This is a genomic window from Dawidia cretensis, assembly GCF_018598175.1.
GTDB lineage: Bacteria > Bacteroidota > Bacteroidia > Cytophagales > Cyclobacteriaceae > Ohtaekwangia > Ohtaekwangia cretensis.
Window position 1 is genome coordinate 43305 of the sequence record NZ_JAHESE010000009.1, and the last position, 25977, is coordinate 69281.

The 25977-nt window shown below is 49.5% G+C and carries 22 protein-coding genes and 2 tRNA genes; 12 read left to right on the forward strand and 12 right to left on the reverse strand.

The features are described 5' to 3' along the window. Nucleotides 1-201: 201 nt before the first annotated feature. Nucleotides 202-275 (reverse strand) — tRNA-Asn (locus KK062_RS11330). A 193-nt stretch (nucleotides 276-468) separates the two neighbouring features. Here KK062_RS11330 and KK062_RS11335 point away from each other — a divergent pair. The 5 genes from KK062_RS11335 (at nucleotide 469) to creD (ending at nucleotide 5317) form a co-directional block, all read left to right on the forward strand. Further along, nucleotides 469-1308 carry an alpha/beta hydrolase gene (locus tag KK062_RS11335; RefSeq protein ID WP_254084412.1) on the forward strand — a complete coding sequence of 280 codons (840 nt, stop codon included), beginning with the start codon at nucleotides 469-471 and terminating at the stop codon, nucleotides 1306-1308. Between the two features lie 111 nt (nucleotides 1309-1419). Further along, on the forward strand, nucleotides 1420-2043 hold the full coding sequence (locus KK062_RS11340) for a hypothetical protein (RefSeq protein ID WP_254084413.1): 624 nt from the start codon (nucleotides 1420-1422) through the stop codon (nucleotides 2041-2043). Nucleotides 2044-2059: 16 nt separating this feature from the next. Next, nucleotides 2060-2362 (forward strand): winged helix-turn-helix domain-containing protein, encoded by a 303-nt coding sequence (locus KK062_RS11345; RefSeq protein WP_254084414.1) that lies wholly within the window; start codon nucleotides 2060-2062, stop codon nucleotides 2360-2362. A 50-nt stretch (nucleotides 2363-2412) separates the two neighbouring features. After that, on the forward strand, nucleotides 2413-3831 hold the full coding sequence (locus tag KK062_RS11350; protein WP_254084415.1) for a B12-binding domain-containing radical SAM protein: 1419 nt from the start codon (nucleotides 2413-2415) through the stop codon (nucleotides 3829-3831). 19 nt (nucleotides 3832-3850) lie between these two features. Next, nucleotides 3851-5317 carry a cell envelope integrity protein CreD gene (creD, locus tag KK062_RS11355; RefSeq protein WP_254084416.1) on the forward strand — a complete coding sequence of 489 codons (1467 nt, stop codon included), beginning with the start codon at nucleotides 3851-3853 and terminating at the stop codon, nucleotides 5315-5317. A gap of 80 nt (nucleotides 5318-5397) precedes the next feature. Here creD and pruA read toward each other — a convergent pair whose 3' ends face one another. From pruA to KK062_RS11370, 3 genes are all read right to left on the reverse strand, one after another. Next, nucleotides 5398-7029, reverse strand: coding sequence for an L-glutamate gamma-semialdehyde dehydrogenase (gene pruA, locus KK062_RS11360; RefSeq protein ID WP_254084417.1), 1632 nt, complete (start codon nucleotides 7027-7029; stop codon nucleotides 5398-5400). Nucleotides 7030-7092: 63 nt separating this feature from the next. Next, nucleotides 7093-7770 carry a YjjG family noncanonical pyrimidine nucleotidase gene (locus tag KK062_RS11365; RefSeq protein WP_254084418.1) on the reverse strand — a complete coding sequence of 226 codons (678 nt, stop codon included), beginning with the start codon at nucleotides 7768-7770 and terminating at the stop codon, nucleotides 7093-7095. Nucleotides 7771-7849: 79 nt separating this feature from the next. Next, a complete protein-coding gene (locus tag KK062_RS11370; protein WP_254084419.1) occupies nucleotides 7850-8251 on the reverse strand; it encodes an ArsR/SmtB family transcription factor in 402 nt (133 codons plus the stop codon). Between the two features lie 87 nt (nucleotides 8252-8338). On the opposite strand from KK062_RS11370, the gene KK062_RS11375 reads away from it, so the two are divergent. The 4 genes from KK062_RS11375 (at nucleotide 8339) to KK062_RS11390 (ending at nucleotide 10831) form a co-directional block, all read left to right on the forward strand. After that, complete coding sequence (locus KK062_RS11375) at nucleotides 8339-8980, forward strand: carboxypeptidase-like regulatory domain-containing protein (RefSeq protein WP_254084420.1); 642 nt, start codon at nucleotides 8339-8341, stop codon at nucleotides 8978-8980. 158 nt (nucleotides 8981-9138) lie between these two features. Further along, nucleotides 9139-9213: transfer RNA gene (locus tag KK062_RS11380), tRNA-Pro, on the forward strand. 314 nt (nucleotides 9214-9527) lie between these two features. Then, entirely contained in the window at nucleotides 9528-10103 is a 576-nt protein-coding gene (locus KK062_RS11385) for an RNA polymerase sigma factor (protein ID WP_254084421.1), read from the forward strand. 2 nt (nucleotides 10104-10105) lie between these two features. After that, nucleotides 10106-10831: a tetratricopeptide repeat protein gene (locus KK062_RS11390; protein ID WP_254084422.1), complete on the forward strand. Its 726-nt coding sequence runs from the start codon at nucleotides 10106-10108 to the stop codon at nucleotides 10829-10831. 13 nt (nucleotides 10832-10844) lie between these two features. Here the strand turns inward: KK062_RS11390 and KK062_RS11395 are convergent, their stop codons facing one another. The 3 genes from KK062_RS11395 to KK062_RS11405 all read right to left on the reverse strand — a co-directional run bounded on the left by KK062_RS11395 (nucleotide 10845) and on the right by KK062_RS11405 (nucleotide 16640). After that, nucleotides 10845-13469 (reverse strand): CHAT domain-containing protein, encoded by a 2625-nt coding sequence (locus KK062_RS11395; RefSeq protein WP_254084423.1) that lies wholly within the window; start codon nucleotides 13467-13469, stop codon nucleotides 10845-10847. A 110-nt stretch (nucleotides 13470-13579) separates the two neighbouring features. Then, nucleotides 13580-15553, reverse strand: a complete 1974-nt coding sequence (locus KK062_RS11400) for a PKD domain-containing protein (protein WP_254084424.1) — start codon at nucleotides 15551-15553, stop codon at nucleotides 13580-13582. Nucleotides 15554-15671: 118 nt separating this feature from the next. Further along, nucleotides 15672-16640, reverse strand: coding sequence for a hypothetical protein (locus KK062_RS11405; protein ID WP_254084425.1), 969 nt, complete (start codon nucleotides 16638-16640; stop codon nucleotides 15672-15674). Between the two features lie 179 nt (nucleotides 16641-16819). Between KK062_RS11405 and KK062_RS11410 the strand changes: the two genes are divergently transcribed. After that, entirely contained in the window at nucleotides 16820-17191 is a 372-nt protein-coding gene (locus tag KK062_RS11410) for a nuclear transport factor 2 family protein (protein WP_254084426.1), read from the forward strand. A 67-nt stretch (nucleotides 17192-17258) separates the two neighbouring features. Here KK062_RS11410 and KK062_RS11415 read toward each other — a convergent pair whose 3' ends face one another. Continuing rightward, a complete protein-coding gene (locus KK062_RS11415; protein ID WP_254084427.1) occupies nucleotides 17259-18767 on the reverse strand; it encodes a HAMP domain-containing sensor histidine kinase in 1509 nt (502 codons plus the stop codon). A gap of 10 nt (nucleotides 18768-18777) precedes the next feature. Further along, the gene (locus tag KK062_RS11420; RefSeq protein ID WP_254084428.1) at nucleotides 18778-19488 is read right to left on the reverse strand and encodes a response regulator transcription factor; all 711 of its coding nucleotides are present in this window, start codon (nucleotides 19486-19488) and stop codon (nucleotides 18778-18780) included. Between the two features lie 110 nt (nucleotides 19489-19598). Between KK062_RS11420 and KK062_RS11425 the strand changes: the two genes are divergently transcribed. Continuing rightward, nucleotides 19599-20894 (forward strand): spondin domain-containing protein, encoded by a 1296-nt coding sequence (locus tag KK062_RS11425; protein WP_254084429.1) that lies wholly within the window; start codon nucleotides 19599-19601, stop codon nucleotides 20892-20894. Between the two features lie 85 nt (nucleotides 20895-20979). On the opposite strand, the gene KK062_RS11430 is transcribed toward KK062_RS11425, so the two are convergent. Next, a complete protein-coding gene (locus tag KK062_RS11430; protein ID WP_254084430.1) occupies nucleotides 20980-22737 on the reverse strand; it encodes a chloride channel protein in 1758 nt (585 codons plus the stop codon). A gap of 209 nt (nucleotides 22738-22946) precedes the next feature. Here KK062_RS11430 and KK062_RS11435 point away from each other — a divergent pair, with 209 nt between their 5' ends. Then, complete coding sequence (locus KK062_RS11435; RefSeq protein ID WP_254084431.1) at nucleotides 22947-24389, forward strand: NAD(P)-binding protein; 1443 nt, start codon at nucleotides 22947-22949, stop codon at nucleotides 24387-24389. 66 nt (nucleotides 24390-24455) lie between these two features. Here the strand turns inward: KK062_RS11435 and KK062_RS11440 are convergent, their stop codons facing one another. After that, nucleotides 24456-25355: a phosphatase PAP2 family protein gene (locus tag KK062_RS11440; RefSeq protein ID WP_254084432.1), complete on the reverse strand. Its 900-nt coding sequence runs from the start codon at nucleotides 25353-25355 to the stop codon at nucleotides 24456-24458. 53 nt (nucleotides 25356-25408) lie between these two features. Next, on the reverse strand, nucleotides 25409-25942 hold the full coding sequence (gene sigZ, locus KK062_RS11445) for an RNA polymerase sigma factor SigZ (RefSeq protein WP_254084433.1): 534 nt from the start codon (nucleotides 25940-25942) through the stop codon (nucleotides 25409-25411). Between the last annotated feature and the right edge of the window lie 35 nt (nucleotides 25943-25977).

Sequence of the window (25977 nt, forward strand, 5' to 3'; positions counted from 1 at the left end):
GCATGGCGAGACCGGGCCGCGTGAGCCAACCTGTTCGTGCAATGGTGTATGTATTGTTTCTGATCCCTTATCCTTAGCGGGACTGTGTAGCCGCCGTAAATGATTACCGCCAAACGCTGCTTTTTCCAGGAAGAGATTTATCGGCACAAAAAAAACCGCTTAAATGTTTAAGCGGTTTTTGATATTCTGGACTTGCCAGGGCTCCTCCTCTTGGACTTGAACCAAGGACCCTCTGATTAACAGTCAGATGCTCTAACCAGCTGAGCTAAGGAGGAATGTTAAATTTGGGAGTGCAATATTAATCGGTTGAGGGGGAATAATCCAAAACTTAAGAGGATTTTTCTGACAATTTTTAAAAAAGTGTCGTGCAGGACACCGTAGCCCAAAAAAATGAACATCTTCGGAAAAATTCAGGGTCTAGCTATGCGCCTCATTTTGAAATCATTCCACACGCTATCGGTTCTTTTTATGGCTTTTTCCGTCCTGGGACAAAAAATTCCGTTGTATCCCGCCACGGAGAAAACGACGATCGATGGGTTTGAAAAAGATAAGGAACCGCCGTACCTGGAGCTCTTTAAGGCGCTGCCCGACTCCACCAGAGGCACCACCATTTTGGTATGCCCCGGAGGTGGCTATTCACACCTGGCCGACCAGCACGAGGGGCGTGATGTCGCCGCCTTTTATAACCGGCACGGCTACGATGTTTTTGTGCTGCACTACCGCCTGAACTCGCCCGACCAACGTGGCCACCGGTTCCCTGACCAATATCGCGATGTGACGACGGCCCTGCGCGTAATCAAGTCGCGTGCAAAGGAGTGGACGTTGAACCCCGAGCGCATCGGCATCCTGGGATTTTCGGCGGGAGGTCATTTGGCTTCTATGGCCACCACCATGCACCTGCCGGCGGTGAAGAAAGCAAAGCCCCCGTTGGAACAATACAGCTCGCGGCCGGCATTCTCTATTCTGATCTATCCGGTCATTGCGTTGTCGGGGGCGGCGGCGCACCGGGGCAGTTGCGAGATGTTGCTCGGTAAGAACCCTGACGATGCACTGGTTGACTCGCTCTCGACCTATAACCGCATAGATGCGCACACTCCGCCTACCTTCCTGGTACACTCTACCGACGACCAGGCCGTGCCACCGGAAAACAGTATCCTCTTTTATCAAGCGCTGCGCAAGTACGGCATACCTGCCAGCCTACATATTTACGACCACGGCGGCCACGGTTACGGCATGGCACCCCAAGATCGCACGTTGAACACCTGGCCGGATCTGAGCGTTGCCTGGCTGAAAAAACTCGGCTATTAGTATACTCTGATTATCAACACATTGCATCAGGTGTAGAAAAATATCAGCTGATTTGGCAACTCTGATCCAAATTGTTCGTAAGTTTACTTTGTTACCCAAAGTACTTTAGTAATGAAGAAAATCCAGGAGTATGAAAAGGATCTCGCATCGATCCGAACGATGATGGAGCGATCCGCCAAGTTCATCTCCCTGAGCGGTCTGTCGGGTGTATTAGCAGGCATCTATGCCCTCAGCGGCGCGGTGGCAGCTTACTTTATTGCGTATTACCCGGTGTCGCCGTTGCGGTACCGTATTTACTCCGTACAAGATCCGGCCACATTGCTGAAGCTGATCGCCGTAGCGCTTGTCGTGTTGATCGCTTCGCTGACAACGGGCATTATCTTGAGCAGCCGCAAAGCACGACGCGACGGCTCCAGTCTTTGGACGCCTGCCAGTCGCAGATTGTTGCTCAGTGTATCGATACCGTTGCTTACAGGTGGCATATTTGCCCTGATCATGCTGGGTACCGGGCACTACGGTCTCGCCGCCCCGGCCTGTCTCGTTTTTTATGGGCTGGCGCTGATACATGGCAGCGCGAATACAGTGGACGAGATCCGATACCTGGGTTACTCGGAAATTATTCTCGGACTCATCGCCACGAGCTTTCCGGGATACGGCTTGATCTTTTGGGCAATCGGTTTTGGTTTATTACATATTTTCTATGGCAGCATTATGTATCGAAAATATGAGAAGTGAGTGAAGCAACGACGACGTGAAAAACCCTTTTGAACAACTCGATAAAGTATTAGAGCACAGCACGCGGCTGCAGATCATGTCTATGCTGCTGATGCACGACGCTATTGACTTTAATACGTTTAAAGATGAGCTGAAATTGTCGGACGGCAGCCTGGCCTCGCACATGAAAGCGCTGGAAAAGGAAAACTATGTGGCCGTAACAAAATCTTTTGTCGAGCGAAAGCCAAAAACAAAATACAAGATCACAGCTAACGGACGGCATGCCTTTAAGAAACACATCGACGCCCTCGAGGCGGTGGTAAGGCAGCAACGCGACTGATTTTTTTTTATTAATACACTTTCAATTTAAAAGTACTTCTGTAGTAATATATGAAGGTTAAAATGATATTGCCTGCACTGACGGAAGCAGAGAGTCCGTTCTGGCGCCCGATCAAATATTCGCTCTTTCCTCCCCTGGGATTGGCGACGCTCGCCGCGTATTTGTCGCCGTACGATACGGTCGAGTTGCAAGACCAGCACGTGGAGCGCGTCGACCTCGACGACCGGCCCGACCTGGTCGTGATACAGGTATATATCACCAACGCGTATCGCGCGTATGCTTTCGCCGATCACTACCGGGCGAAGGGTTCGTATGTTGTACTGGGCGGATTGCATGTAACATCATTGCCCGAAGAAGCCGCGCCACATGCCGATACGATCTTTCTCGGTCCGGGTGAAGAGACTTTTCCGCAGTTCCTGCGCGACTTCCGCGCCAAAAGACCGCAGAAGCGCTACTTCTCTGCGGTACGTACGCTGGAAGGTATTCCACCCATACGACGCGACCTGATTAAACGCCATCTGTACCTGGTGCCCAATTCCATCGTGGTGACACGCGGCTGTCCGCACCACTGCACCTTCTGTTATAAAGATGCTTTTTTCGAAGGCGGCAAAACGTTCTATACCCAGGCCGTGGACGATGCCCTGGCAGAGATCGACCGCCTGCCTGGACGCCACCTCTATTTCCTGGACGACCACTTGCTGGGCAATGTGAAATTTGCTTCCGCGCTCTTCGAAGGCATGAAGGGTATGAACCGGGTGTTCCAGGGCGCCTCCACGGTTGACTCCATTCTGCGGGGTAATCTCATCGAACAGGCGGCAGAGGCCGGGCTGCGCAGTGTGTTTGTAGGTTTCGAAACATTCTCGCCCGAGAACCTGCGGCAGAGTAACAAAAAACAAAACCTGCAAAAGGACTATCAACGTGCGGTCAAGCGCCTGCATTCCCTGGGCATTATGATCAACGGCAGTTTTGTATTCGGCCTGGACGACGACGGTCCGGATGTTTTTAAACGCACCGTCGACTGGGGCGTCAGCAACGGTATCACTACCTCCACCTATCACATTCTAACCCCTTACCCCGGCACGGCGCTGTATACAGACATGCAACGGCAGGGACGTATGCTGACAAACAACTGGGATTTGTACGATACCCGGCACGTGGTCTACCAAACGCGTCGCCTGTCGGCCGAAGCCCTGGAGGAAGGATATCATTGGGCATATCGCGAATTCTATCGCTGGAGCAACATTACCAAAGCAAGCCTGACGCACGATTCTGCCAAACACATGCTCAAGCATTTTCTCTATAGCGGCGGTTGGAAAAAATTCGAGCCCCTGTGGAATGTCCTGATCAAGACGCGCAGCCTGGAGAATATGCTACCCTTACTGGAGGCCATTCTCGCAAAAGTGCGGACAAAACCTGAGCCTGCGGTCGAGCAGCCACTACCAACCTCTACAACCCTCACCCTTCAATAGCATTAACAACTAACTTCTTATGGAAACTACACCTTCAACTCTCAGCATCTTTGACCGCATTGGCGCCTGGTTCCGCGAATCGGTCTTTGTAAAGCTTTTCACCATTGGCTTCCTTACGCTTATTTTGCTCATTCCGCAGTCATGGATCGAGTCATTAGTCCGCGAGCGGCAGTACCGGGCCAGCTCTGTTGTAAATGAGATCACCTCGAAATGGTCGGGACCGCAAACACTGGCCGGCCCGGTGCTCATCATTCCATTCACGAACCGCGAACGTATCGACAAGGGCAAAAACGGCGTGGAGATTCGCGAATGGAAACAGGAAGCATACTTCCTGCCAGAACAACTCGATGTCAACGGTAACGTCTCCCCGCAAGTCCTGCACCGCGGATTGTTTGACGCTGCCGTGTACGAGTCGGCCATTGATCTGAAAGCAACTTTTGTAAAACCTAATTTTAAAAAGCTTGGCGTCGCCGCCCAGGATATTCATTGGGGTGAGGCACAACTGGCTTACTGTCTGAGCGATCTGCGTGGCATTAGTGACAATCCGGTGTTTATGAACGGGAAAGCCGTATTGAATGGCGAGCCTTCCAACCAAATCGGATTCTCTACACCCAGCGCGAGTGTGTCTTCGTTTTTGGATGACGATCGTGACGTTGAAATATACACCACGGCTGTTTCGGCCGAGAGCGCGGGGCCGAGCGGAACCGGTATTGTTACTACGTTGCCGTGGCAAACCGAAGCCGACTTTAACGGCACGGTTACCGCAAAGCTTAACCTGAAAGGCAGTAGCTTGCTATACTTCGTGCCTGTTGGAAAGACTACGGACATAAACCTGAAAGGCCCGTGGGCTAATCCCAGCTTTGATGGTGAGTTTTTGCCGGAGAAGCGTGAGATCACAGACAAGGGTTTCAGTGCCCATTGGAAGGTGCTGCATTATAATCGTCCTTTTGCACAAGAGTGGACGGGCACCAACACCGTGCTTTCCGGCGCCAGCTTCGGCACACGCTTGCTGATTCCCGTCGATCAATATCAGAAAAGCATACGCACGGCAAAGTATGGCATCCTGATCATCCTACTGACATTTGTCTCATTGTTCCTGGTAGAGATCATTCGTAACATCCGCATCCACGCTTTTCAGTATTTGCTCATCGGCGCTGCGTTGATAATCTATTATACCCTGCTGCTGTCACTGTCAGAACACGTGGGCTATAACGTCGCCTACTTCATTGCGTCTGGTGCTACGGTACTGCTGGTAAGCTTGTATGCGGCCAGCTTCTTGCGTAAGGCTGGCATGATCGCCTTCTTCGGCGCCATACTGATATTCTTTTACGGTTTCATTTTTGTGATCATTCAGTTGCAAGACTATTCCCTGTTATTGGGTAGCATCGGACTGTTTATTGTTATCGCGTTGGTCATGTATTTCTCCCGCCACATAACGTGGTACAAGGAAGAGGCGCTTGCACAAGATACCCCTATGGGCTCGTAGGGTTTCATACCGTTGTATATAAAAAAAACAGCAGGCCATGGAAGGGGGCCTGCTGTTTCTGTTTTCAGTGTATTGTATTCTTATTCTTTGTCAAGGAACGGGTAGCGATAATCTACCGGTGGCACAAACGTCTCCTTGATGGTGCGCATAGACGCCCAGCGCAGCAGGTTTACTTTGGCTCCTGCCTTGTCGTTGGTGCCTGAACCTCGTGCGCCACCGAAAGGCTGCTGGCCTACTACGGCACCGGTGGGTTTGTCGTTGATGTAGAAGTTACCCGCCGCATTCGACAGCTTTTTCGCTGCCAGCTCGATGGCGTACCGATCTTGCGAGAAGATCGAGCCGGTGAGTGCGTAGGGAGACGTGCTGTCTACCAGCTCAAGCGTTTCTTCGAAGTTATCTTCGTGGTATACATAGATTGTCAATACCGGGCCGAAGATCTCTTCGCACATGGTAACCGATGAAGGATCTTTCGAGACAACAACAGTCGGCTCTACAAAGTATCCTTTTGCCTTATCATACTTGCCACCGGCGATGATCTCGTTCATCGGGTTCTTACGGGCCTGCTCGATGTAGCCGGTGATGGTATTGAACGCACGCTCGTCGATGACAGCGTTGATAAAGTTACCGAAGTCTTCGGTGCCGCCCATCTTGAACGTCTTCAGATCTTCCAGCAAGAATTTCTTCACGTCTTCCCACAGGTTGGACGGGATGTAGGCGCGGGATGCGGCCGAGCATTTCTGCCCCTGGTATTCAAACGCACCACGTGACAACGCCGTGGCTACTTCGCGCGCGTCGGCGCTGTTGTGCACCATCACAAAGTCTTTGCCACCGGTCTCTCCGACAATGCGGGGATAGCTTTTGTATTTCTCGATGTTCTGAGCAATGGACTTCCACATGCCGCGGAACACTTTGGTGCTGCCGGTAAAGTGCAGGCCTGCAAAGTCGGGGTGATTAAATATCACCTCGCCCGTTGCGGGGCCATCGGTATAGATCAGGTTGATGACACCGGCAGGCAAGCCCGCCGCGCGGAACACTTGCATGATAACGTTGGCCGCATAGACCTGTGTAAACGCAGGCTTCCACACCACGGTGTTACCCATGAGTGCCATGCTGGCGGGCAGGTTCCCGGCAATTGCGGTGAAGTTGAAAGGCGTCAGCGCGAAAGTAAAGCCTTCGAGCGGACGGTATTCCATGCGGTTCCAAACCCCGGGAGACGACTCGGGTTGCTCCTGGTAGATCTGCGTCATGAAGTATACATTGAAGCGCAGGAAGTCGATGAGCTCACACGCAGAGTCGATCTCTGCCTGGTAAGGGCTCTTCGATTGCCCCAGCATGGTAGCGGCGTTGATCTTATAGCGGTACGGACCAGCCAGCAGGTCGGCTGCCTTCAGGAAGATGGCGGCGCGATGTTCCCAGCCCAGGTTGGCCCACTGTTCTTTGGCGCCCAGGGCGGCGTTGATCGCCTGCTCTACGTGGCCAGCGTCGCCTTCGTGGAAGTAGCCCAGGGTGTGTTTGTGGTCGTGAGGCGGTGCCAGGCGCTTTTTCTCGCCGGTGCGCACTTCTTCGGCACCGATATACATCGGTATATCCAATTCTTGTGCACGTGCCTCTTCAATTGCTTTCTTTAATGCTGTGCGCTCTTTGCTGCCGGGGGCATAGCTCAGCACCGGTTCATTTTTAGGATAGGGAACCTGAAAAAATCCTTTTGGCATAATTCGATCCGTTAAGTAGGTATTAGACTAATGCGTTATTCAGGGGGGCAAAGGTAATCGAAATCACAGAATCTGACGCAGTTCGGAAAGACAGGTAATTTCATGTGTTACAACGGCCTGGTGGCTGTTTTTTTCAGGATTAAAGAACACATGATCGATGGTGGCATCGCGTGCACCGCCCATGTCGGTGACGAGGTTGTCGCCGATCATAATCGCCTCGTGACACACGGCTGCATTGCTGCGCAAGGCAAAGTCAAAAATTCCGCGCGCGGGCTTTTTGCAGCCGGCGGTTTGCGAGGTCACAACATGGTTGAAGTAGCGATGCAGGCCTGCGGCGCGCATCTTGGTATGTTGCATTTCGTCAAAGCCGTTGGTGACGATCGTCAGCGTGTAGCGGCCGTGCAGGTACGCCAGAATTTCGTGTGCGTGCGGCATGAGGTTGGCTTTTTCGGGGCAGATCGCCAAGTAGTCGCGGTTAAGGTCGACCAGCAGTGCTTCACTGTAGGCGCCAAAGGGTTCAAGCACTTGTTTGAAGCGCTCGCGGCGGAGTGTTTCGGTGTCGATGCGACCAGTGTCGTAGAGGTCCCACAGGGCCAGGTTCACCGCGCGGAAGCTGCCCATGAAGCTTTCGAAATCGGTTACACCGCGGGCGGCGAGGTTGTATGTGCCATAGAGCTCTTCCAGCGTCTCGCGCGAGTTGGTCTCGTAATCCCACAGGGTGTGGTCGAGATCAAAAAGCACACATTTGTAGTTTTTCCTTACGCCTCCGGCCGTCTGCATATTTTTTTCGTTCATCACTTTCGTTCCGCTGTTGTCATTCTTACACCCGGGGCCCACCCCGTTGCTGCCACTCCTGGATCTGCCGCTTGTTGACGGCCAGTTCGCGGTTGGTAAACATGGTTTGGTACACCTGCAGATCTTTTTGCAGTTGCACATCTTTACGCAAGAACTGGAAGATCTGTTTGATGATGTCGCCGACTTCGTCTTTTATGTAATAGAAAACCCAGTGGTTGTCGCGTTTGTGGCTGAGAATACCCGCGTTTTTTAAATAAATGAGGTGGCGTGAGGTTTTGGTTTGTGTAAAATCGAGGATTTTTTCCAGGTCGGTGATACACATTTCGCCGTTCACAAAAATCAGGTGCAGAATGCGCAACCGGCCTTCGTCCGCGCAGGCTTTAAAAATCTGCGATCCGAGGGTGAGATTAAAACTTTTCAGGCGCATGGTACATCCTTCCTTTACCGTCAAAGGTATTGAAATTAGGGCGTTATAGGGCTTATCTTTATATTTGAAATCAGAGTTCAAGAACACGTGAAAAAGAACCAGCAGAGACTCCTATTCGCCCTGGCGCTGATCCTGACAGTCCTTGGTGGCCTGCAGACGGCCGAAGCGCAGCAACGAAAGCGGGTTATCCAGCTTTCCGGGGTGATTTTGGGTGAGGACAGCGTTTCCGGCATTCCCGGAGTGCACATCTACGTGCCCAAAGCCGGCCGCGGTACGACGTCCAACAGCGTAGGCTTTTTTTCCATGCCCGTGCTGGTGGGCGATGAGATCGTCATCAGCTCCATAGGCTTTCAACACCGCTACTTTACAGTGCCCGAGAACGCCCCCGAATACCAGACCATCATTGTCAGCCTCGTACAGGACACGACCATGCTGCCCGAAGTCGTGGTTGTGCCGTTCCCGACAGAAGAAATTTTCAAGCAAGCCGTTCTTGCCATGAACCTGCCTGCCGATGATGCGCGCATTGATAAAAGGAATTTCAATGACGAGCTCCTGGCACTGATGCTTAAGACCACCCCCATGGACGGCTACCAAAACCAACGGTACTACCTCAACCAGTGGGCCAGCTCTACCAGCGACAAGTTCCAGCCCGTTACAAACCCCTTCCTAAACCCATTCAACTGGGTGAAGTTTTTCAACTCGCTGAAAAAGGACAAGAAAAAGAAGTAGCGCCTGCCAATCGGCTTTTGAGAGTTGATCTTTCTTAGTATTATTGCAGCCGTTTTGCTTGAAACGGGTCGAAAACGGTGCGGAAACGCAGCTTTTGACTCAAAGAGAAGTAGTAACGGCTCTGGACATTGAATCTTCAGTCGACCAGATAGATTTTTCGGGGTGTAGCGCAGCCCGGTTAGCGCACCACGTTAGGGACGTGGGGGTCGGATGTTCGAATCATCTCACCCCGACCTAGAAGCCTCAGTGAAAACTGAGGCTTTTTTGTTTCATAACTACTCTTGTCAGGAGGCGAGATAAGCCGTACTTAAGCCCTATTAAAGCCCACCCAAAGCCGTCGAATATCCGAATCATCTCTAGCTATCGGTTTGGTTCGAAGGGAGACTGAATCTATCTTTATAAGCGATGTTGAAATATAAAAAACCAGTGCATTGTCAGCACATGCACCGTTGCGTGGCGACGCCTATCTACACACGATGCTTCTGACGACCATTAAATAGCCAGCACCACCCATATTCACAAATCACCTCATTTTAGACCCATTTCCATGGAACGGAAGAAGCCACATGCCGACCAGCGCTACATCGACGCTATACGCGAAAACAACAGTGAAGTGATTCGGGAGATCTACAAAAAATTCTCCGGCAAAGTGATTGCCTTTATTCATAAAAACAGCGGAGACAGCGATGAGGCCAGAGACATTATCCAGGAAACCCTGATTACCATCTATCAGCAAGCGGGCAATAGCCTAACGCTAACATGCCCGTTTGACGCTTACTTTTTCCTGCTTTGCAAACGCAAATGGTTTAATAAACTAAAAGAGAATAAAGGGGTAACAATTACAGAGGAGGCTTTATCTGTTCATGACGACAGTATGCAGCACGTGTTGGAAACAGAGGCCTTTGAAGCGAAAAAAGATCTTTTCGAGTCTAAATTCGAGGAACTGGGAGATAAATGCCAGGAATTGCTCCGTTTGTCTTTTACGTTATCCTCGCTGGAAGAGGTGGCCAGCCAACTAAATGTGACGTATGGGTATGTCAGAAAGAAGAAATCGCTGTGTATGGGAGCGCTGACGGAACTGATTCACAATTCTCCTGCCTACAAGGCGTTAAAAAACATTTGAATATGAACGAGGAAACCTATCTGTCTTTTGATCGCTATCTGGCCAATGAAATGCCTGCGGACGAGCGAGCTGCTTTTGAGTTAAACCTCAAATCGGATACAGTGCTTGCAGAAAAGCTGCGCATCTATCAGGAGGTGCAGGAAATAGTCGGACCTCGCTACCAGCGACAGGAACAGGAAATTGCTTTCCGGAAAAACCTGGCAGTGATCGGCAACGAGGAGCTCGTGGAAAGGACGGGACGGACTGTGAAGATGAACTGGTATATAGGCGCCGCTGCCGCCAGTATTGCGCTCATTTGTGCATTCTTCTTTTATACTTCTTCTTCCACTCCGGAATACAGTGACTATGCACATTACGAACCGCTGGCGTTGGTAGAAAGGGGTAATGAAGACGCTTCTATCCTAAAGGCACAACAAGCTTTTAACACCCAGCGGTATACAGAAGCCGTGGAGGCAATCGATGCCCTACTAAAACATGACGATGAAAATGACGCGCTCAAGATATACAAAGGAATTTCGCTGCTTGAGCTTGACCGTGTAACAGAAGCCAATAGGCTGTTTACGGAAGTAAGCCATTCACCATCCGTCTATAAAGACAAGGCATTGTGGATGCTTGCTCTTAGTGCCCTGAAACAGAAAGACTATAAAACATGTGAAAACTTTCTGAAGAAAATCCCCGCAGGTTCGCCGGAACATAAACAAGCACAGGATCTATTGAATAAGCTCTAACGAAAACTACATCCTACACTGTGGCATTATACCTGCGCTTGTATATACCATATATAACAACAAAAACGATAAGCAGAAACACCGCCAGTGATCCAAAAAGCAGCGGTGAAAATGCTGTATCTACGGGTTGTGTTTCCAGACTTCCATAGTACACAAAGCCGGCCCAGTAGTAAGGCGATTTACTTGTATTGCTGATGACCTCGTCATTTAAATAATCTTGTCTTGCCAACCGCAGGGCTTCTGCTTTGTTGCCACTGGCAAAATACTGACGATAAAAATTACCCATGAGGGTCGCGGTTGAATTGTCGTTTACTTTCCAGAGGGAGAAGATGGCATTGCGAATACCCGAAAACTGGAAGCCGTGTGCCAGGCTGATGGCACCTTCTCCTTTTACCAAAACACCGACTCCCGTTTCGCATGCGCTTAGTACCAGCAGATCCGCCCTTAGATTTAGGCCATAGATGCGCGGCAAGTACAGGGTGCTGTCGCTAAACATAATGGATGGCGGTGCGGCGCCCGTGCCTGACGAGGCGTGTGTGGAAAGATGGATGATTTGAAACTGACTGGCATGTTCCAAAAACGCATGTTGTGTGGCGGCCTGGTTGAGTAGAAACAAGCCATCTGTTTGATCCTGAATGTCACCGGCCTCTTTTACGGAATAATCCAACTGCAGCGCACTGTTGTGAAAAACAGGAAAAACTCCCAATACACTTTTTCTATTGAGCGCAACAGGATGCCTTGCGGTACTTGTATAGATAGACGCCGAGGGCTGGTAGGCTATCGTGTATTTTTTCAGCAACCACGGAAAATTTTGATATGTAGTACCGGATGCTTTTTCGTACAGTAGTGCATCGAACGGAATGAGGTTCAATACGCCATCGGGCACAAGGATAAGATGCGGAGTGGCAACTTGTTTCGTCAGGTGAAGCGACCGGGCTACTTCAAATGCCAGATCTTTATATTGCTCAACCTGATTATTGATAGCGGATGCGTTTACAAAAAAATTATGCAGTGCGAGCACGTTTTGTTTCAGCAATTCAATTGTCTCCACTTTACTCATCTGCACCGAGTTCTGATCGACGCGAAATATATAGAGTGCACGCGTACCGAAAAAATACTCCACTACCGTAGCGTGGTCGGTTTGTAGCAGGCGCTGAATATTCTGTATTACTTCCGGCTGAAAAGAGTCGGCTAACATTCGCGCTGGATACTTTTTCTCAAGCGCTTGCGCGATTTCCTTCTGCGTAATGGCATTCGCCGTCTGTTGTGCTGTAAGCTGGTGGATATAGGCTACATCGGCTTGTTCTTGCCTCATTTGCTCGGTTACGATCTCGCTGGCGAGAATTGCCTGCTTATACCGCAATTTGCTCTCCGCTTTTACCAGCGTATCCTGCTCCTGACGTTGCCGCCAATGACGATCTTCACTATTCTCGCGAAGTATCATTGCTTTTGTTCGCTCTGCAAATTGAAAGGCCTCTATTGCATACCGGCTATCTTTCGTTTCTTCGAACAGCACATACAAAAGTTCCAGCGCCTTTTCGGTCACATTTCTATTTTCGGCTTGCTGAATCAATTTGGCTTCTTCGTAATTATAGGTATCGCGTAACAGATCCTCGGCTTCAAACCGTAGTTTGTAACAGGCCAGGGACTTTCTCGCGTCATTCAACTTTGTGTATGCCTCGGCCATACCGTCCAACGCTTCTTTTATTGCGTTCTCGGCATAGAAAGCGCTTGCTTCGGGTAATTCATTTTTTACTGGATCATACTGCGGAATGAGCCATGTGAATGCATGCTGATATCTGGCGAGTGCTTCGCGGTATTGGCCGCAGGCCACCAGAATGCCCGCATGAGTATTAACGAGTTTAGCCAGCTCGCGATTTTTAAAAAGCTTGCTGTTGGCTGCGGCCAGCGTTTGTGCTTTCTCTATCCACGTAAGCGCCTTTATGGACTGAGCATCGGCGAGGCTAATAGCGGCCAGTAGCGTGTAAACATTGACGAGGGTAGGAAGAGCATCGGGCCACTGGTGTTGACGAAATATTGAAGTAGCGAGATTTGCGTATTGACGGGCCTTTGCAAGCTCTCGAAGATCGGCATGATTTCTGGCCAGGTTGTAATAAACCAGCATCTTCTTTTCGGCAGGCACTGGAGACATGGTTAATGCCTGCTGTAACAACCGTATTGCTTCCTGATATTTACCTGTGTCGTGGTAAATAATGGACAGATTAATACAGGCAGACGTGCGCTGCTTATCATTGCCTTGTTGTTCAGCCAGGTAGAGATAGCCTTTCACAATGTTCGCGGCGCTGGTGTAGTCGCCCAGCATACTATAATTATTACCCAGTGGTTTCAGACAATATTCGATGATATCAAAATCGGTGAGCGCCTGGCTGGTAAATAAACGGGAGGCCTTTTCGTACGCATAAATACCTTCATACACATCGCCGTATCTTGTGAGGTAATAGCCCTGGTTACAAAGTAGCACAACATAGGCCAGGTATTCTCCGCGGGAAATTAACGATCTCCAGCGCTCTTTCTCGTAGGTAGTAAAAAGAACAAGGTTCTCTTCCGTAGGATCCTTTAAATATTCATCGACAAACGCGTAGGTGTAATTTTCAGCGTCGTCTTTTTGGCGCAGCACAGAAAGGCTTTTTTGAAACGCATAATCCGATGGTTGCTGGGATTGGGCCAATCCGGAGGTAATTGAAAAACTCACAACCAGCAAATACCAGGACAATTTCATGGCGGGCATTAAAATTTCCAAAGTACGTAAAACTGCCACTGCTCTCTGGGGGCGGTGAAATAGTACGCATATCGAGCACCGGCTGTGGGGCCGATGCGGGCAGCACCCAGTGTAATATCCGCGAACACGGCCGGGCGGAGGTTGGTGAAGGATGCGGTCTTCTCTTCTGTGCTATTAAAATTCAGCTCCCGCCTCGGCTCTCTGAAATTTTCCTTTTGTCTTACAAAATAATTCTCGTGGAGTGCTTCCTCCTTTATCTTCTCCGAAAGATTGACACTAAGCTGAACACCCATGCCTAAACCAATAAACGAGTTGATGGTGTAACGGTAGGATACTGGCACGACGTAAAGTTCCACACGGGTGAATTTGTTTCGCTGCGACACATCGAAAAGATTGACTATCCCATTGTCTACCGACACGGTGTCGGCGCGGTAAAGTGAATCGGAATAGGTGTGAATGCCCACCATTAATTCGACTTGGAAGTAACCATGCTGTGATTTGAAGGGGGAAAGTGTAACTCCAACAAAACCGCTTTTTGAATCATTCCGCGTAGGGTTATATATATATCCAGCCTTTGCGCCAATGGATGTACCCGGTTTAAAACGCGTGGTGGCGCGGTTCGTTAGAATAGGATCGTTCTTATCGAAGATGATTGCTGTACGACTCTGCGTTTTAGATTTAGCGATCGATTCGCGAAAGCGCAACGTATATTTTACAAATCCTTTCGTAGAATCATAATCGACTTCTTCCTTCTGGTTACTGCCGGGCAGGTAAATGTTTTTAAAATGAAACAGGATCTGGTTGTTACTAAAGGTTGTATCCAGGCAGCTGATGGTCGATTGTTTGTCCGGGCAAATGGGACAGACGGGATACATATCTGTTACCTGCAGTGAGTGCGGATCGTATGCTTCGGGCACCGCTACCTGCAGCTTGATTGAATGTGCCGGACCTTCTCCATTATTCTGAAAACGGATCTTAAAATCGATGTTTTTATTTTTATAAAAACGGTAGTTTAATCGGGTGTCGGATACAGACATTTTATTCGGATCGTGTGAGGTAACGATTTCCATCTCCAGCGTTTTGCTTTTATGATTATCCGCTCCCCTATCGGGCACGTAGATACCTTTTACCGTAATGATTGCACTGGTATCTTTCAGCATTTCGGGCGTGGTTGTGAGTGAATAAAATACATGGCGACTTTCCCGTGCACCCATATCATTGAATTCCAGTGCATGCACTGTGCGATACTCCGCCCGGGCGGCTTCCAACGCCAGGGATAGCTGTAATAATGACGCCTCATCGGATTTCCTGTCATTTTCTGGCGAAAGATTTATCTTACTACTCGCCCACAACGCATCGGGGTCTTTTTCATCCATACGAGAAGCAACCCGTGCTAAATCTTGTACCTCTTTCTCTCCGTGATGTGTACGGACCTCTGTGAGCTGGAAATTATCGGCCTTATATTTTCTTTCGTTAAAGAACAGGTATAGTTTACCGTGGGCTGGATAGTCGGTGTCATTTTGATAGCGTACGATGACTACCATTTCCTCGCCGGGAATGGGTTCCCGATTGCTCTTTACATCAAATCCGTCGGGTAGCGCCTGTTGCACCGGGTTGGTATCATTAAATGTAATCTTCTTTACAGGCACCTTCTGGGGCCGGCTTGGCGGTGGTTTTCCATTGTCGTAGTTATTGGTAGTCCATAGTCGAACCGTATGGTCGCCCGTTTTTTTATACACATGTTCTGGCGATGCCTCTTTGCTATACTCGCCATCGCCAAATTCCCAATAGAATGTATAGAAGGCGGCCGGCGCTCCGGGAATAGGTTGAAGCGGCGGAGTAATAGCCGAAAACTTTACTTTATTATCGTCACCTGCGGGTTGTATGCGACTTTCTCTTTTGACCGTATCTTGTTTGACAGCATGCTGACTAAAAACAGAAAACGAGAGAAGGCAAATACTGATGACTGCTATAATTCTCATCAGAATAATTTTATTGTGCAATATGCAAGTTATTCCATTTTTTCCAATTCCAAAAGTCCCCTCTCCAAACAGAGAAGGGACTTTTTTCGATTAAGCCAGCACTAGTCAGTGGGTGGTATTAAGGAAGCGCGTCGATCAGTGCGATCAGTGCAGCCTCGGTGGTAGGCTGAAGCTCCGTAAATGTTTCTACATGCTCAGCTCCGATCGTTGCAGGCCTGATGGCGTAGTACCACTGCTCGTCTATGACTGACACCATAATGAAGTGCACTTCAAGACCAATCGGAACCTGGCCATAGTGTTCTGTAAAAAGGGCCGTGGCTGAATCGTAACGATCGAACGAGGCCAGAGCAGTAGGTTCGCCGTCGTACGACAGGTAGACTGAGCAGTTGGTATTGTCATAGCCTTCGGGCACGTCTACAAAGAGTGTGGTTTTTGGACGTGGATCGCTGTACCAGCGGTCAATGTTTGTCCATCCAAATTGATTCTGGAATATGTTATAAGTAGTCTGCCCGATTTTCATATCGCGATCTTGCTGTCTCCATACGTTTTTGCAGACACCATCTTCACATTGCTCCACCCCCATAAAAGGTTTCATGTCCTGATCTATACCACCTGTTTTATCGGCGGGAGCCTCGATCTGAAATGTGCCATGTAATACCAGCTGCTCATCACCTTGCTTGGCATTGACAAAAAACTCGCCGCCTGAAATCAGCATGGCTATATTGCCGGAAGCATCTATGCCTTGGGTAGTCATGTTTGTGAGCAGCATCTGTGATTTCTTATAAATCTCCACCAACTCTATGGTTACGTTACCCGTTACTGCATCTCCATTTGATTTGAAAAATGAATTTGCATAAAAAGAAACGATAGTACCATCTTCACCTTCTATCTCTCCGCCGGCAGCATCGAGTGTAAAGGTCTGTTTTAGTGCCGCCACTTGATCCTGATGCACGTTGCTGATCTTATCATCTTCTCCCGGCTTGATGACTACGGGGGAGGCATCATCGTTATTATCATCGCAGCTTACACTGCCCATGGCAACGAGGCCCGCGAATAAAAGGGAGGTAAAATAATTGTGCTTTTTCATGGTTTGATTTTTTTGATTACACCCCTAGATCAAACCGATTAAAAATTGTTACCCCGTTTTGTGCGCCATTTTCCTATTTCTTCAAAAAAAAGCGAATTTGAGCGAAATAAGCGGTTTAATTTCACTCTCAAATAGCCAACAATGCTCATTTTCTTTTTTTCCACACAATAAAAATAGGTATGAACGCCGAAGACGAAGTGTTACAGGTCGGAAAGGAATGGGACAAGGCGATGGTGGGCAACGACCCGGACGAAATTGGAAAATTTATGTCCGAAGATTGGGTCATTGTGGGCTCGGATGGAATAACCTCGAAGTCTCAATTCCTCGAGACGATACGGTCGAGTGCTTTGACGCATTCGCGGATGGATTCCGATGAGACAAAAATAAAAGTTTACGGCGATACGGCTGTCGTCACAAGCCGGGGAACGAGCGCCGGAGAATACAAGGGTCAGCCGTTCGAGCTCTATGAGTGGTCATCCAGCGTATTCATACGCAAAAAAGGTAAATGGCTTTGTGTACATACCATGCTAACCCCGGCGAGGAAAATTTGACTCACGCAGCTGGACCGCAGGTGTCAAGATGCAGTCAACCTAAGTATTTGAGACACTGAGCCTACTGCTATTGAGATAATAGTGGAGCCGAAGACAACGTTTTGTCAGCCAACGGAAGGACAAATTTGAAAGTAGTTCCCTTGCCGGGCTGGCTGGCGACCTCGATAGCCGACTGATGCAGCTCCAGAATCTTCTTGACGATGGCCAGTCCGATTCCCATTCCTTTTTTAGGCGTAGAAATTCCGTCCAATTGCTTATAGCGTTCGAAAATGTAAAACTGGTCTTCGGATGAAATTCCGATACCCGTATCTACTATTTGAACCTTTATCCCACCATTATCCCTTGTAAGTTGGATGGTAATATCGCCGCCGTCAGGTGTAAACTTGAACGCGTTGTCAAGTAAATTTTGAAACACCCGTTCGGTAAGGGCGATGTCGGCAAACACGGGGGGTAAGTTGCTGGGCGAGTTTAAGCGCAGATTGATGGAGCATTCTTTGGCTTTGAGTTGATAGGCCATCAATATGTCGGATGCCAGCTCATCAAGTCTAAAAGGCTCTTTTTGTGGCGTGGTTACGTTGCCTTCCAGTTTGGCGTATTGGAAAAGCTGCTCTACGAGCCCCGAGAGTTTCTTAGCGCCGTCATGCACTACCGCCAAATACTTGTCTTTGTCACTTTGTGTCAGTACATCCTTTTTCATCATCAGCGTTTCGACATATCCCTGCATGATGGATAAAGGTGTTCTGAGGTCGTGCGAAACATTGGCGATCAGTTCCTGGCGGAACCTGTCGGTGGCTGTGATCTTTTGGATGTTGTTGACAATCACATCGGCCATGTCGTTAAACGTGGACGTTAGCACACCCAGATTCCCCTGAGCGTATCCTTTAATGCGGGCTGAATAGTCGCCCTCCTTGAAGCGCCTGACCGTGCCCGCAATGGTACAGATGCTGTCCGTAATAAGAAAAAAGGTCACGACGCCTACAATGAACGCCGTGAGCAGCGCGGACAAGAAGATGTAGACACTGAGGCGGGTATAGAAATGGTCGTTGATGGCGCTCAATATCTCTTTCTGCTTTTGACTGGACAATACGGCATATACATACCCAACCAGGTGGTTGTTCTCATATACCGGCGCGGCAGAAAAGATACTCGGTTCGCTCGGGTCTTTGGGATTGTCGCCCATGGGATACAACATATCATCCTGCGTGGCGAGCCATTGCTTAATAATGGCCATATCAACGCAGTGCATCTGTACCGTTGTATCAGGCACGACGTAGTCCATGATCCCGCCGGCCGTATCAAGCAGATAAATTTCCACGCTGGGATTCGCGACCATCGTGGAATGGATGATGTCATGCGTGACGGTGGTGTCGGGCTTGCCGTTTTTAAAAGGCTGCGTGAATGTAGCTAAATGGTGCGCCAGGTCGCCGTAAAGTTGCTGGTGGGCGGTGGTGTAATAACTCTTTGAAAATCCGGAGGCGATAGCCACGAATGCAACACCCAGTATAATGAGCAGCACGGTGAATACTCCGGCAATTTTCCAAAAGAGAAGATTTCCCCGGATTGTTTTGACCGACATAGGTAGGTTGTTAAAGGTCTTCGTTAAACCTGTAGCCTACGCCCCAGGTTGTTAAAATGAATTTCGGGTTCGAAACATCACCCTCGATCTTGCTGCGAAGGCGGTTGATGTGGCTGTTTACAGTATGCTCGTATCCTTCGAAGTCGTAGCCCCAGATCAGGTTCAATAAATTCTTACGGCTGTAGCTCTTGCCAGGATTTGAAGCCAACAGCGTGATGAGGTCGAATTCTTTTGGCGATAGCTCGATACGCACGCTGTTCAGTGTTACCTTCCTCTTGTCCGCATCTATTTTTAAATCGCCGTAGGTCATAATGGAAGAGGCTGCAAGTCCGCCTTCCGGGCTATGGTGGTCTTCGCTTCTGCGGAAAATAACTTTCACCCGTGCAATGAATTCCCGGATGCTGAAGGGCTTCGTGAGATAATCATCGGCACCCGTTTCAAGGCCCATAACCTTGTCGATTTCTTCAGACCTTGCCGTTAGCATCATAATGGGTGTCTGCCGGTCGGCCTGCCTGATCTTCCGGCATACCTCCATGCCATTGAGGCCGGGTAGCATAATGTCGAGAATGATAAGGTCGAAGGCACTGCTTTTTGCGGCATTAAGCCCGAGATGCCCGGATGCCGCGGTGATTACGTCACAACCGAGGTCGCGAAGGTGAATGGTGAGGAGCTCTACGATGTCGCTGTCGTCTTCTACGATTAAAATCTGCTTGCTGGCCATACCACAAAATTGATAAAAAAAGCAATAGCGGGCTGTGATACTTTTGTTACAATTCCGCAACCGCAGTGGGATACTGTTTCTTTTGTTTTGAGTCCTTAAACCAATCACTCATGAAACAAAACATTATTAAATCAGTTGCGGTGCTTATGGTGGCACTTGCCGGAACATCGTGTAGTGACGACGACACCGCTATGACGGAGTCCACGATGATCACGATAGAAAATGTGCTGGATAGTAAACCACTTGTTGAATCGGGCAGCTTTCAGGGCATGGGAACACCCCCGGTGATATTGCCCGGGCAATCGGTATCTTTCTCGTTTTCCGCGGCGAAGAACCAGCGGCTCACATTTGCTACGATGTATGGATGGAGCAATGACCTTTTCTTCGCGCCCGAGAACCCCGGTATTACGCTATACAATGAAGATGGAACTCCCATCACCGGCGATGTGTCATCACAAGTCAGGTTGTGGGATAATGGAACCCGCGTAAACCAGACTCCGGGCGCAGATGTGTCGCACCCTGGTGCTGCCGAGACTGCCACGAAGAATATTAAAGAGGTAAACGGTACCGACGACTATGGTCATGCGTATCTCCCCGCTTCGCAGCTAATGAAGCTAACGCTGAACTACAATGGAAATTCGACGTTTACGCTCACGATCATGAATAATTCGGGTGGCACAAACAACGAAACGCCGTTTAGCCCTGGCGTGTGGGCGATTTCCTATGTTGCCGGCGGAAACTTATTATTGCCGGAGCCGGTCTATTCAAAGGACAAACCTTCTGCAAATGGTCTTACCAACATCGCTGAAGCCGGTGATAATGCGGTACTGAACACTTACCTCGCCGGATTGACCGGTACGTTCACACCATTATCACCTGTGCTTGTGTTCGTGTACAATGGAGTTGAAAATCCGTTTTATAAAACAGGCGAGAAAGATAGAGGCATGGGATTGAAAGACCTTGCGCAGAAGGGAGATGGGAGTATGCTCGCCGCGGCGCTAAAAACGACGCCCGGCGTGAAGGAAGTATACCTTCTGAAGGAGATGGACAACACGGTGTTGCTGCCCAGGATCAATGGTGCTGCCGGGGGGAAGGTCTCACAGCAACTTACCATTGCCAAAGGCGACCGGATTGCGCTGGCGACCATGTATGGCTTTTCCAATGATTGGTTCTTTGCTACTACGGGAGCGGACGTCGATGCCATGCAGAAGGGCGACGTCTCTTCCAACATAGGTTTGTTTGACAATGGCACCGCTATCAATCAATACCCCGGCGCTGGTATTACCCAGTTCAATCTGGCGGGTACGCCGCTGGAGGAGAACAAGGATATCGTTGCGGTGCCAAGTGCGAACGAATTTACAATGCTGCCGGCAACAAGTAGTATTATTAAGGTCACGCTACAGTAATCGAAAAAGCCAGAGGGAATCTTTTATAGAAAGGATTCCCTTTGGTTACCTCTGCTCAGCACTATCGGCTATGGGGCACAGTTGCCTAAGACTCTGTAATTTCTTTTCGGTACCGTGTAAGGACGGATGATTTCGACAGGAAGCCGAGGTAAATACCATTCTCCACCACCGGTAAGTTCCATTGATTCGTCCTATCGAACTTATCAAATACCTCATGCAGGTTTTCATGAAGCTCTACCACCGCGTCGGGCTTGTCCATGAGATCCTTCACATAAGTCGACTCATATTTTTCGGTTTCGAACATGATGCGCCGCACTTTGTCCATGTGGACAAGTCCGATCAGCTTCAGGCCGTTGTCTATCACAGGAAATATATTACGTGGAGAGGCCGAAATGATCTTGACCAGGTCGGAGAGCTTAGCCTCGGGCGATACAACCGCAAAATTTTTCTCGATGAGCTCCGATAAATTCAGGCGACTGAGGAGTAGTTTGTCGCGCGTTTCCACCGTCGAGTTCAAGAGCCTGGCTAGTTTTCTCCCCTCCAGGGATACAGGTTGAAAAAGGTGCACCACGGAAAGGCTGAGCGATGAGACAATCATAAGCGGTATAATCAGGTTGTAGCCCCCGGTTATTTCGGCAATAAGGAAGATGGCGGTAAGCGGCGCATAAAATACTCCGCTTAGTATTCCCGCCATCGCTACCAACGTCATGTTACTGACAGGAAGTTGGGACAACCCTGTATAGTTAATGAAGCGACTGAATAGAAACCCGAGGTAGGAGCCTACTACAAGCGACGGAGCGAAACTTCCGCCATTTCCTCCGCTGCCTACAGTAACAGCAGCGGCGATCATCTTAAAGACAATCAATAGGCCTATAAACACCAGGAGCGCGGGTTCGGAGGTGATCAGGCGATTAAGAATGCTACCTTCCGCAAGCTGCGCTGCGTCTTTCCCTTCGAGCATACGCACGCCTTCGTATCCCTCACCGAAGAGCGGCGGGAAAACAGTAATCAGCGCAAATAGCATCAAGCCACCTGCTACAACTTTCACCCACTTGTTTTCTACGTTTTCAAACCGAAGCTCGATCGCATGAAAGATTTTGGCGTAGCACAAAGACGCAAGTCCACAGAGAACACCCAGCAGCAGATAAAACGGTACATTGCTGTAATCGAAGGGTTGCTTAAGGCCGAAGGCCAGCGTTACGCCTTCTGCAAGTACGATCTTGGAAATGAGTGCTCCACATGCTGCCGATAGGATGAGCGATATAAAGGCCGCCGCAGTAACGTCTGTCAGCAGCACTTCCACGGCAAACAGCACACCCGCGATGGGTGAGTTAAACGCAGCGGCAATCCCCGCGGCAGCGCCGCACCCGAGAAGTACGGTGCGCTCGCGATAGGTGAGTCCGTACACGCGACCGTAGTTGGAACCGATGGCGGATCCAGTAGAAACCATCGGCGATTCAAGCCCCAATGATCCACCGAAGCCGACTGTAAATGCGCTCGTGACGAGATGGGCAAAGGTGTCTTTTAGGGGAAGGATTCCAGATCTTTTTACGATGCTATATACAATCTGTGCGCTTCCCTTCTTCAGCTGTCCATTCAGGAAATATTGAATGAAGAACACGGTTAAAGCTATCCCTAACATCGGGAATATTGCGAACACGTAAAACTTTCCAGAAGTCTGAGAAGTAGCCACGAGATGCCCGATCTGATGCACCATCAGCTTCAATAGAATGGCAGCCAAGCCGGATACGAGCCCCACTAACACGGCGGAAAGGTTCAGAAAATTCCGGTCAGACAGCTTGCTTCGTAGGAACAATATGGGGCGTTTAATCAAGCTGATCATGGTGGTTTTCGTAGTTGATGTTGAGTATTCGCTGTGCCACCGGCAAACCTCAGTAGCAGATCGCTAAGTTGCTTTTTTAAATGGAATATGTGCGTGCAAAATTCATTTTTTTGACGGCCGCGTTGCACGGGTGCAACATCCAGGTGCCCTAAATTTCACTGCGTCTTTTCTTAAATCCGCCGTCTTAATCACGGAACCACATCACGATCATGGAAAAGTCAAATTCACTTCCGGTAGCAGTTATCGGCGCCGGGCCCGTTGGGCTTGCAGCTGCTGCTCACCTTGCGATCAGGAATCAACCATTCTTGCTCTTTGAAGCGGGCGGCTCTGTAGCCGCCAATATTCTTACCTGGCAGCACATCCGCGTATTCTCTCCCTGGCGCTATAATATCGACAAGGCCGCAAAACAACTCCTGGCACAAACCCACTGGTTGCAACCCCATGACGATGGGCTGCCCACCGGCAAAGAACTGTATGAACATTACTTCAAGCCACTCTCCGAGCACCCAGCACTCCAGCGGCATCTCCACTTGCGGAGCAAGGTCATCGCCATCGGCCGTGTCGGCCTCGACAAAATGAAAACCGCCGGCCGCGAACGGCTGCCCTACGCCGTCCAGGTACTTCACAACAACCACGTCGAGCAATTCCTCGTCAAGGCAGTCATTGACACCTCCGGTACCTGGAACTCCCCGAATCCCATCGGCTCCGGAGGCACGTTCGCCATAGGCGAACAGGAAAACAGCAGCAGGATCTTCTACGGCATCCCCGACATTCTCAACACGCACGCCGGGCGTTATAAGAACAAAAGCGTACTTGTCGTCGGCAGCGGCCACTCGTCCATCAATGCCGTGCTGGAGCTCGACAAGCTCAAAGAACAATACCCCGACACCCAAATTCATTGGGTGCTGCGTAAGCAAAATATCTATGACGTGTACGGTGGCCAGGAGAAAGACACCCTCGAGGCACGCGGCGCCCTCGGTATTAAAATTGAGCAGCTCGTCAACCAGGACCGCGTCAGCGTATATACCCCGTTCCATATCCAGCAAGTCGTCAATACCGGCACAAACCTTTCTGTCGTCGGTCTGCAAAACGAGAACAAGTTTGCACTCCCCGGCATAGACGAGGTCATTAGCAACACCGGCTCCCGACCAGACCTCAGTTTCCTTCGCGAAGTACGAATCAGCATCGATTCCTCGCTCGAGTGCGTCGCCGCGTTGGCAGAACTCATAGATCCCAACATCCATAGTTGCGGAACGGTACGGCCACACGGCGAAAAAGAGCTCCGTCATCCCGACCACGGTTTTTACATCGCCGGTTCCAAAAGCTACGGCCGCGCGCCGACGTTCCTTATGGCTACCGGCTATGAGCAAGTACGATCCATTGCCGCGGCGATCGATGGTGACTTGGAAGCGGCACGCAAGGTAGAGCTCGACCTTCCTGAGACAGGAGTCTGCAACGCAACAGCAGGCAATATCGAAGCAGCTGCATGCTGTGGCACAGCCCCGGAGGGCCAAAAAAAACAGGCAGCTACTTCATGCTGCACTCCAAAAATCGAAAACACGGCCTGCTGTGAGCCCAGCCAAACGAAAGAAGAAAACAACGGCGATTGCTGTGCTCAACCACAAGATGGTTCCGCCTGCTGCGACAAGTAGTGAACCGTAATAGTCGCAAGAGATACATACTTCTTGCGACTATTAGCCATCTAAAAGATTTCTCTCCTATCGGATATACTTTCTAGAAACCGTTTTCCATTCAGCAACCGCTTCCTTTAGATCGTTCTGAAATGCGTCGTTCTTCAGGTAATACTGAAGCATGGCAAACGACACCTGGCGCGATGCTTCGTTATCACTGGGATAATGAATACCCATAATCTCCCGCGACCGTCTGATCTCTTCGGCCAACGCAATGAAATCTTGCTGCCTCTCCGGAATTACTTCACTCCAGGTGAATGCCTGAACAAAAGCCCATAGCGTATGGCCGCTGGCAAAAGAAGGAGAATTGATTTTTGTTAGCGGTTGAAGTTTCGGCTCCAGGTGATAAGGCCTTGGCCGGAACAATTTATACTTGATCGTAAACTCCATGATACGTATATCCTGCATAACACCTTGCAGCAGTTTGGAGATCTTAGGAAAATTCTTTGCATTGATATTCTCACCCATCAGCTCACGGCCTTCAAAAAACAGGTTACGCAAATTCTCCTCATACGAAGGGTGAGAAGGCACCATGTTGATAGATGGCCAATAACCAATATCACCTAAAAATTCAACGCGCTTGATTTGTTCCGGAGTACGCTTGCTTTGCAGGTCGAGCATATAATCCAGTTCCTTCCGCACCTGGTCTGAACTGTTTGCCGGGAACTTCACGCTCTCACTAAGCGCCTTCACTTGCCCATCCGACAAGTAATAAGGCTTGACCAACATGTATACAAAGGAAGAACCGTATTCAGCTGGCGGATAATGAACCGTATCCATCCACGCGCGCTGCGGGTTTGCGGCTGCACTAATCGCCTGCAGGGATTTATAGTGATCGGAAGCGGGCGCCAATACACGCCTGGTGTTCTGCGCAATAACAAGGTGTGTTAAACCCAGAAAGAAAAACAATAGATATATTTTTTTCATGTCTTGAAGATTTACCTCCAAGACGAATGCGTTTTAAAAAAGACGCAGATATATTAACAGCAGGATTTACGATCTTCACAAACTATAGCATTACCATAAGCGTCTGTTCGCACGATAAGCACCTCATCCATTTTCTCCTTCAGCATCTGTCGCGCGCGTTGCACGCGCGATTTGGCGCCCGAATAAGAGATGCCCAAACGCTCAGCCAATTCCGTCTGCGAAAGATTCTCTATCTCGGTAAGCTGCAAAGCTTCACGGTACATATCAGGCAGCGTCGGGAATAGCCGATTAAGATACCCCGATACACAAGCATTGAAATTGGGTGCATCGTTTTCCCAATCCAGGTCACCGGCATAAATCGTTTTAGACTCCTTTCTGAAATGATCGATGATCGTATTCTTGGTGATCTGATAGATCCAGCCAGTGATCTTTTCCGTGTCCTGGAGCTGTCCGATCTTCGCCTGAACTTTCAGGAACACATCGTGAAGAATGTCTTCCGCAACTGTCTTATCCTTGACTCTTTTATGAACAAAGCCTTTCAACTCGTTCTGAAAGAAGCTCAAATTTGCGTTTGCTGATGGTGCCATAGAAATGAAGTTCAATTCTAGTTACGTGGCTATGA

Excerpts from the sequence above, each read along its gene's own strand:
- KK062_RS11370 (WP_254084419.1), bottom strand. The coding sequence starts at position 8,251 with ATGCGCCTGAAAAGTTTTAATCTCACCCTCGGATCGCAGATTTTTAAA.
- KK062_RS11435 (WP_254084431.1), top strand. The coding sequence starts at position 22,947 with ATGGAAAAGTCAAATTCACTTCCGGTAGCAGTTATCGGCGCCGGGCCC.
- sigZ (WP_254084433.1), bottom strand. The coding sequence starts at position 25,942 with ATGGCACCATCAGCAAACGCAAATTTGAGCTTCTTTCAGAACGAGTTG.
- KK062_RS11400 (WP_254084424.1), bottom strand. The coding sequence starts at position 15,553 with ATGAGAATTATAGCAGTCATCAGTATTTGCCTTCTCTCGTTTTCTGTT.
- KK062_RS11340 (WP_254084413.1), top strand. The coding sequence starts at position 1,420 with ATGAAGAAAATCCAGGAGTATGAAAAGGATCTCGCATCGATCCGAACG.
- KK062_RS11350 (WP_254084415.1), top strand. The coding sequence starts at position 2,413 with ATGAAGGTTAAAATGATATTGCCTGCACTGACGGAAGCAGAGAGTCCG.
- KK062_RS11425 (WP_254084429.1), top strand. The coding sequence starts at position 19,599 with ATGAAACAAAACATTATTAAATCAGTTGCGGTGCTTATGGTGGCACTT.
- KK062_RS11390 (WP_254084422.1), top strand. The coding sequence starts at position 10,106 with ATGAACGAGGAAACCTATCTGTCTTTTGATCGCTATCTGGCCAATGAA.
- KK062_RS11335 (WP_254084412.1), top strand. The coding sequence starts at position 469 with ATGGCTTTTTCCGTCCTGGGACAAAAAATTCCGTTGTATCCCGCCACG.
- KK062_RS11420 (WP_254084428.1), bottom strand. The coding sequence starts at position 19,488 with ATGGCCAGCAAGCAGATTTTAATCGTAGAAGACGACAGCGACATCGTA.
- KK062_RS11430 (WP_254084430.1), bottom strand. The coding sequence starts at position 22,737 with ATGATCAGCTTGATTAAACGCCCCATATTGTTCCTACGAAGCAAGCTG.
- KK062_RS11385 (WP_254084421.1), top strand. The coding sequence starts at position 9,528 with ATGGAACGGAAGAAGCCACATGCCGACCAGCGCTACATCGACGCTATA.
- creD (WP_254084416.1), top strand. The coding sequence starts at position 3,851 with ATGGAAACTACACCTTCAACTCTCAGCATCTTTGACCGCATTGGCGCC.
- pruA (WP_254084417.1), bottom strand. The coding sequence starts at position 7,029 with ATGCCAAAAGGATTTTTTCAGGTTCCCTATCCTAAAAATGAACCGGTG.
- KK062_RS11405 (WP_254084425.1), bottom strand. The coding sequence starts at position 16,640 with ATGAAAAAGCACAATTATTTTACCTCCCTTTTATTCGCGGGCCTCGTT.
- KK062_RS11415 (WP_254084427.1), bottom strand. The coding sequence starts at position 18,767 with ATGTCGGTCAAAACAATCCGGGGAAATCTTCTCTTTTGGAAAATTGCC.
- KK062_RS11410 (WP_254084426.1), top strand. The coding sequence starts at position 16,820 with ATGAACGCCGAAGACGAAGTGTTACAGGTCGGAAAGGAATGGGACAAG.
- KK062_RS11440 (WP_254084432.1), bottom strand. The coding sequence starts at position 25,355 with ATGAAAAAAATATATCTATTGTTTTTCTTTCTGGGTTTAACACACCTT.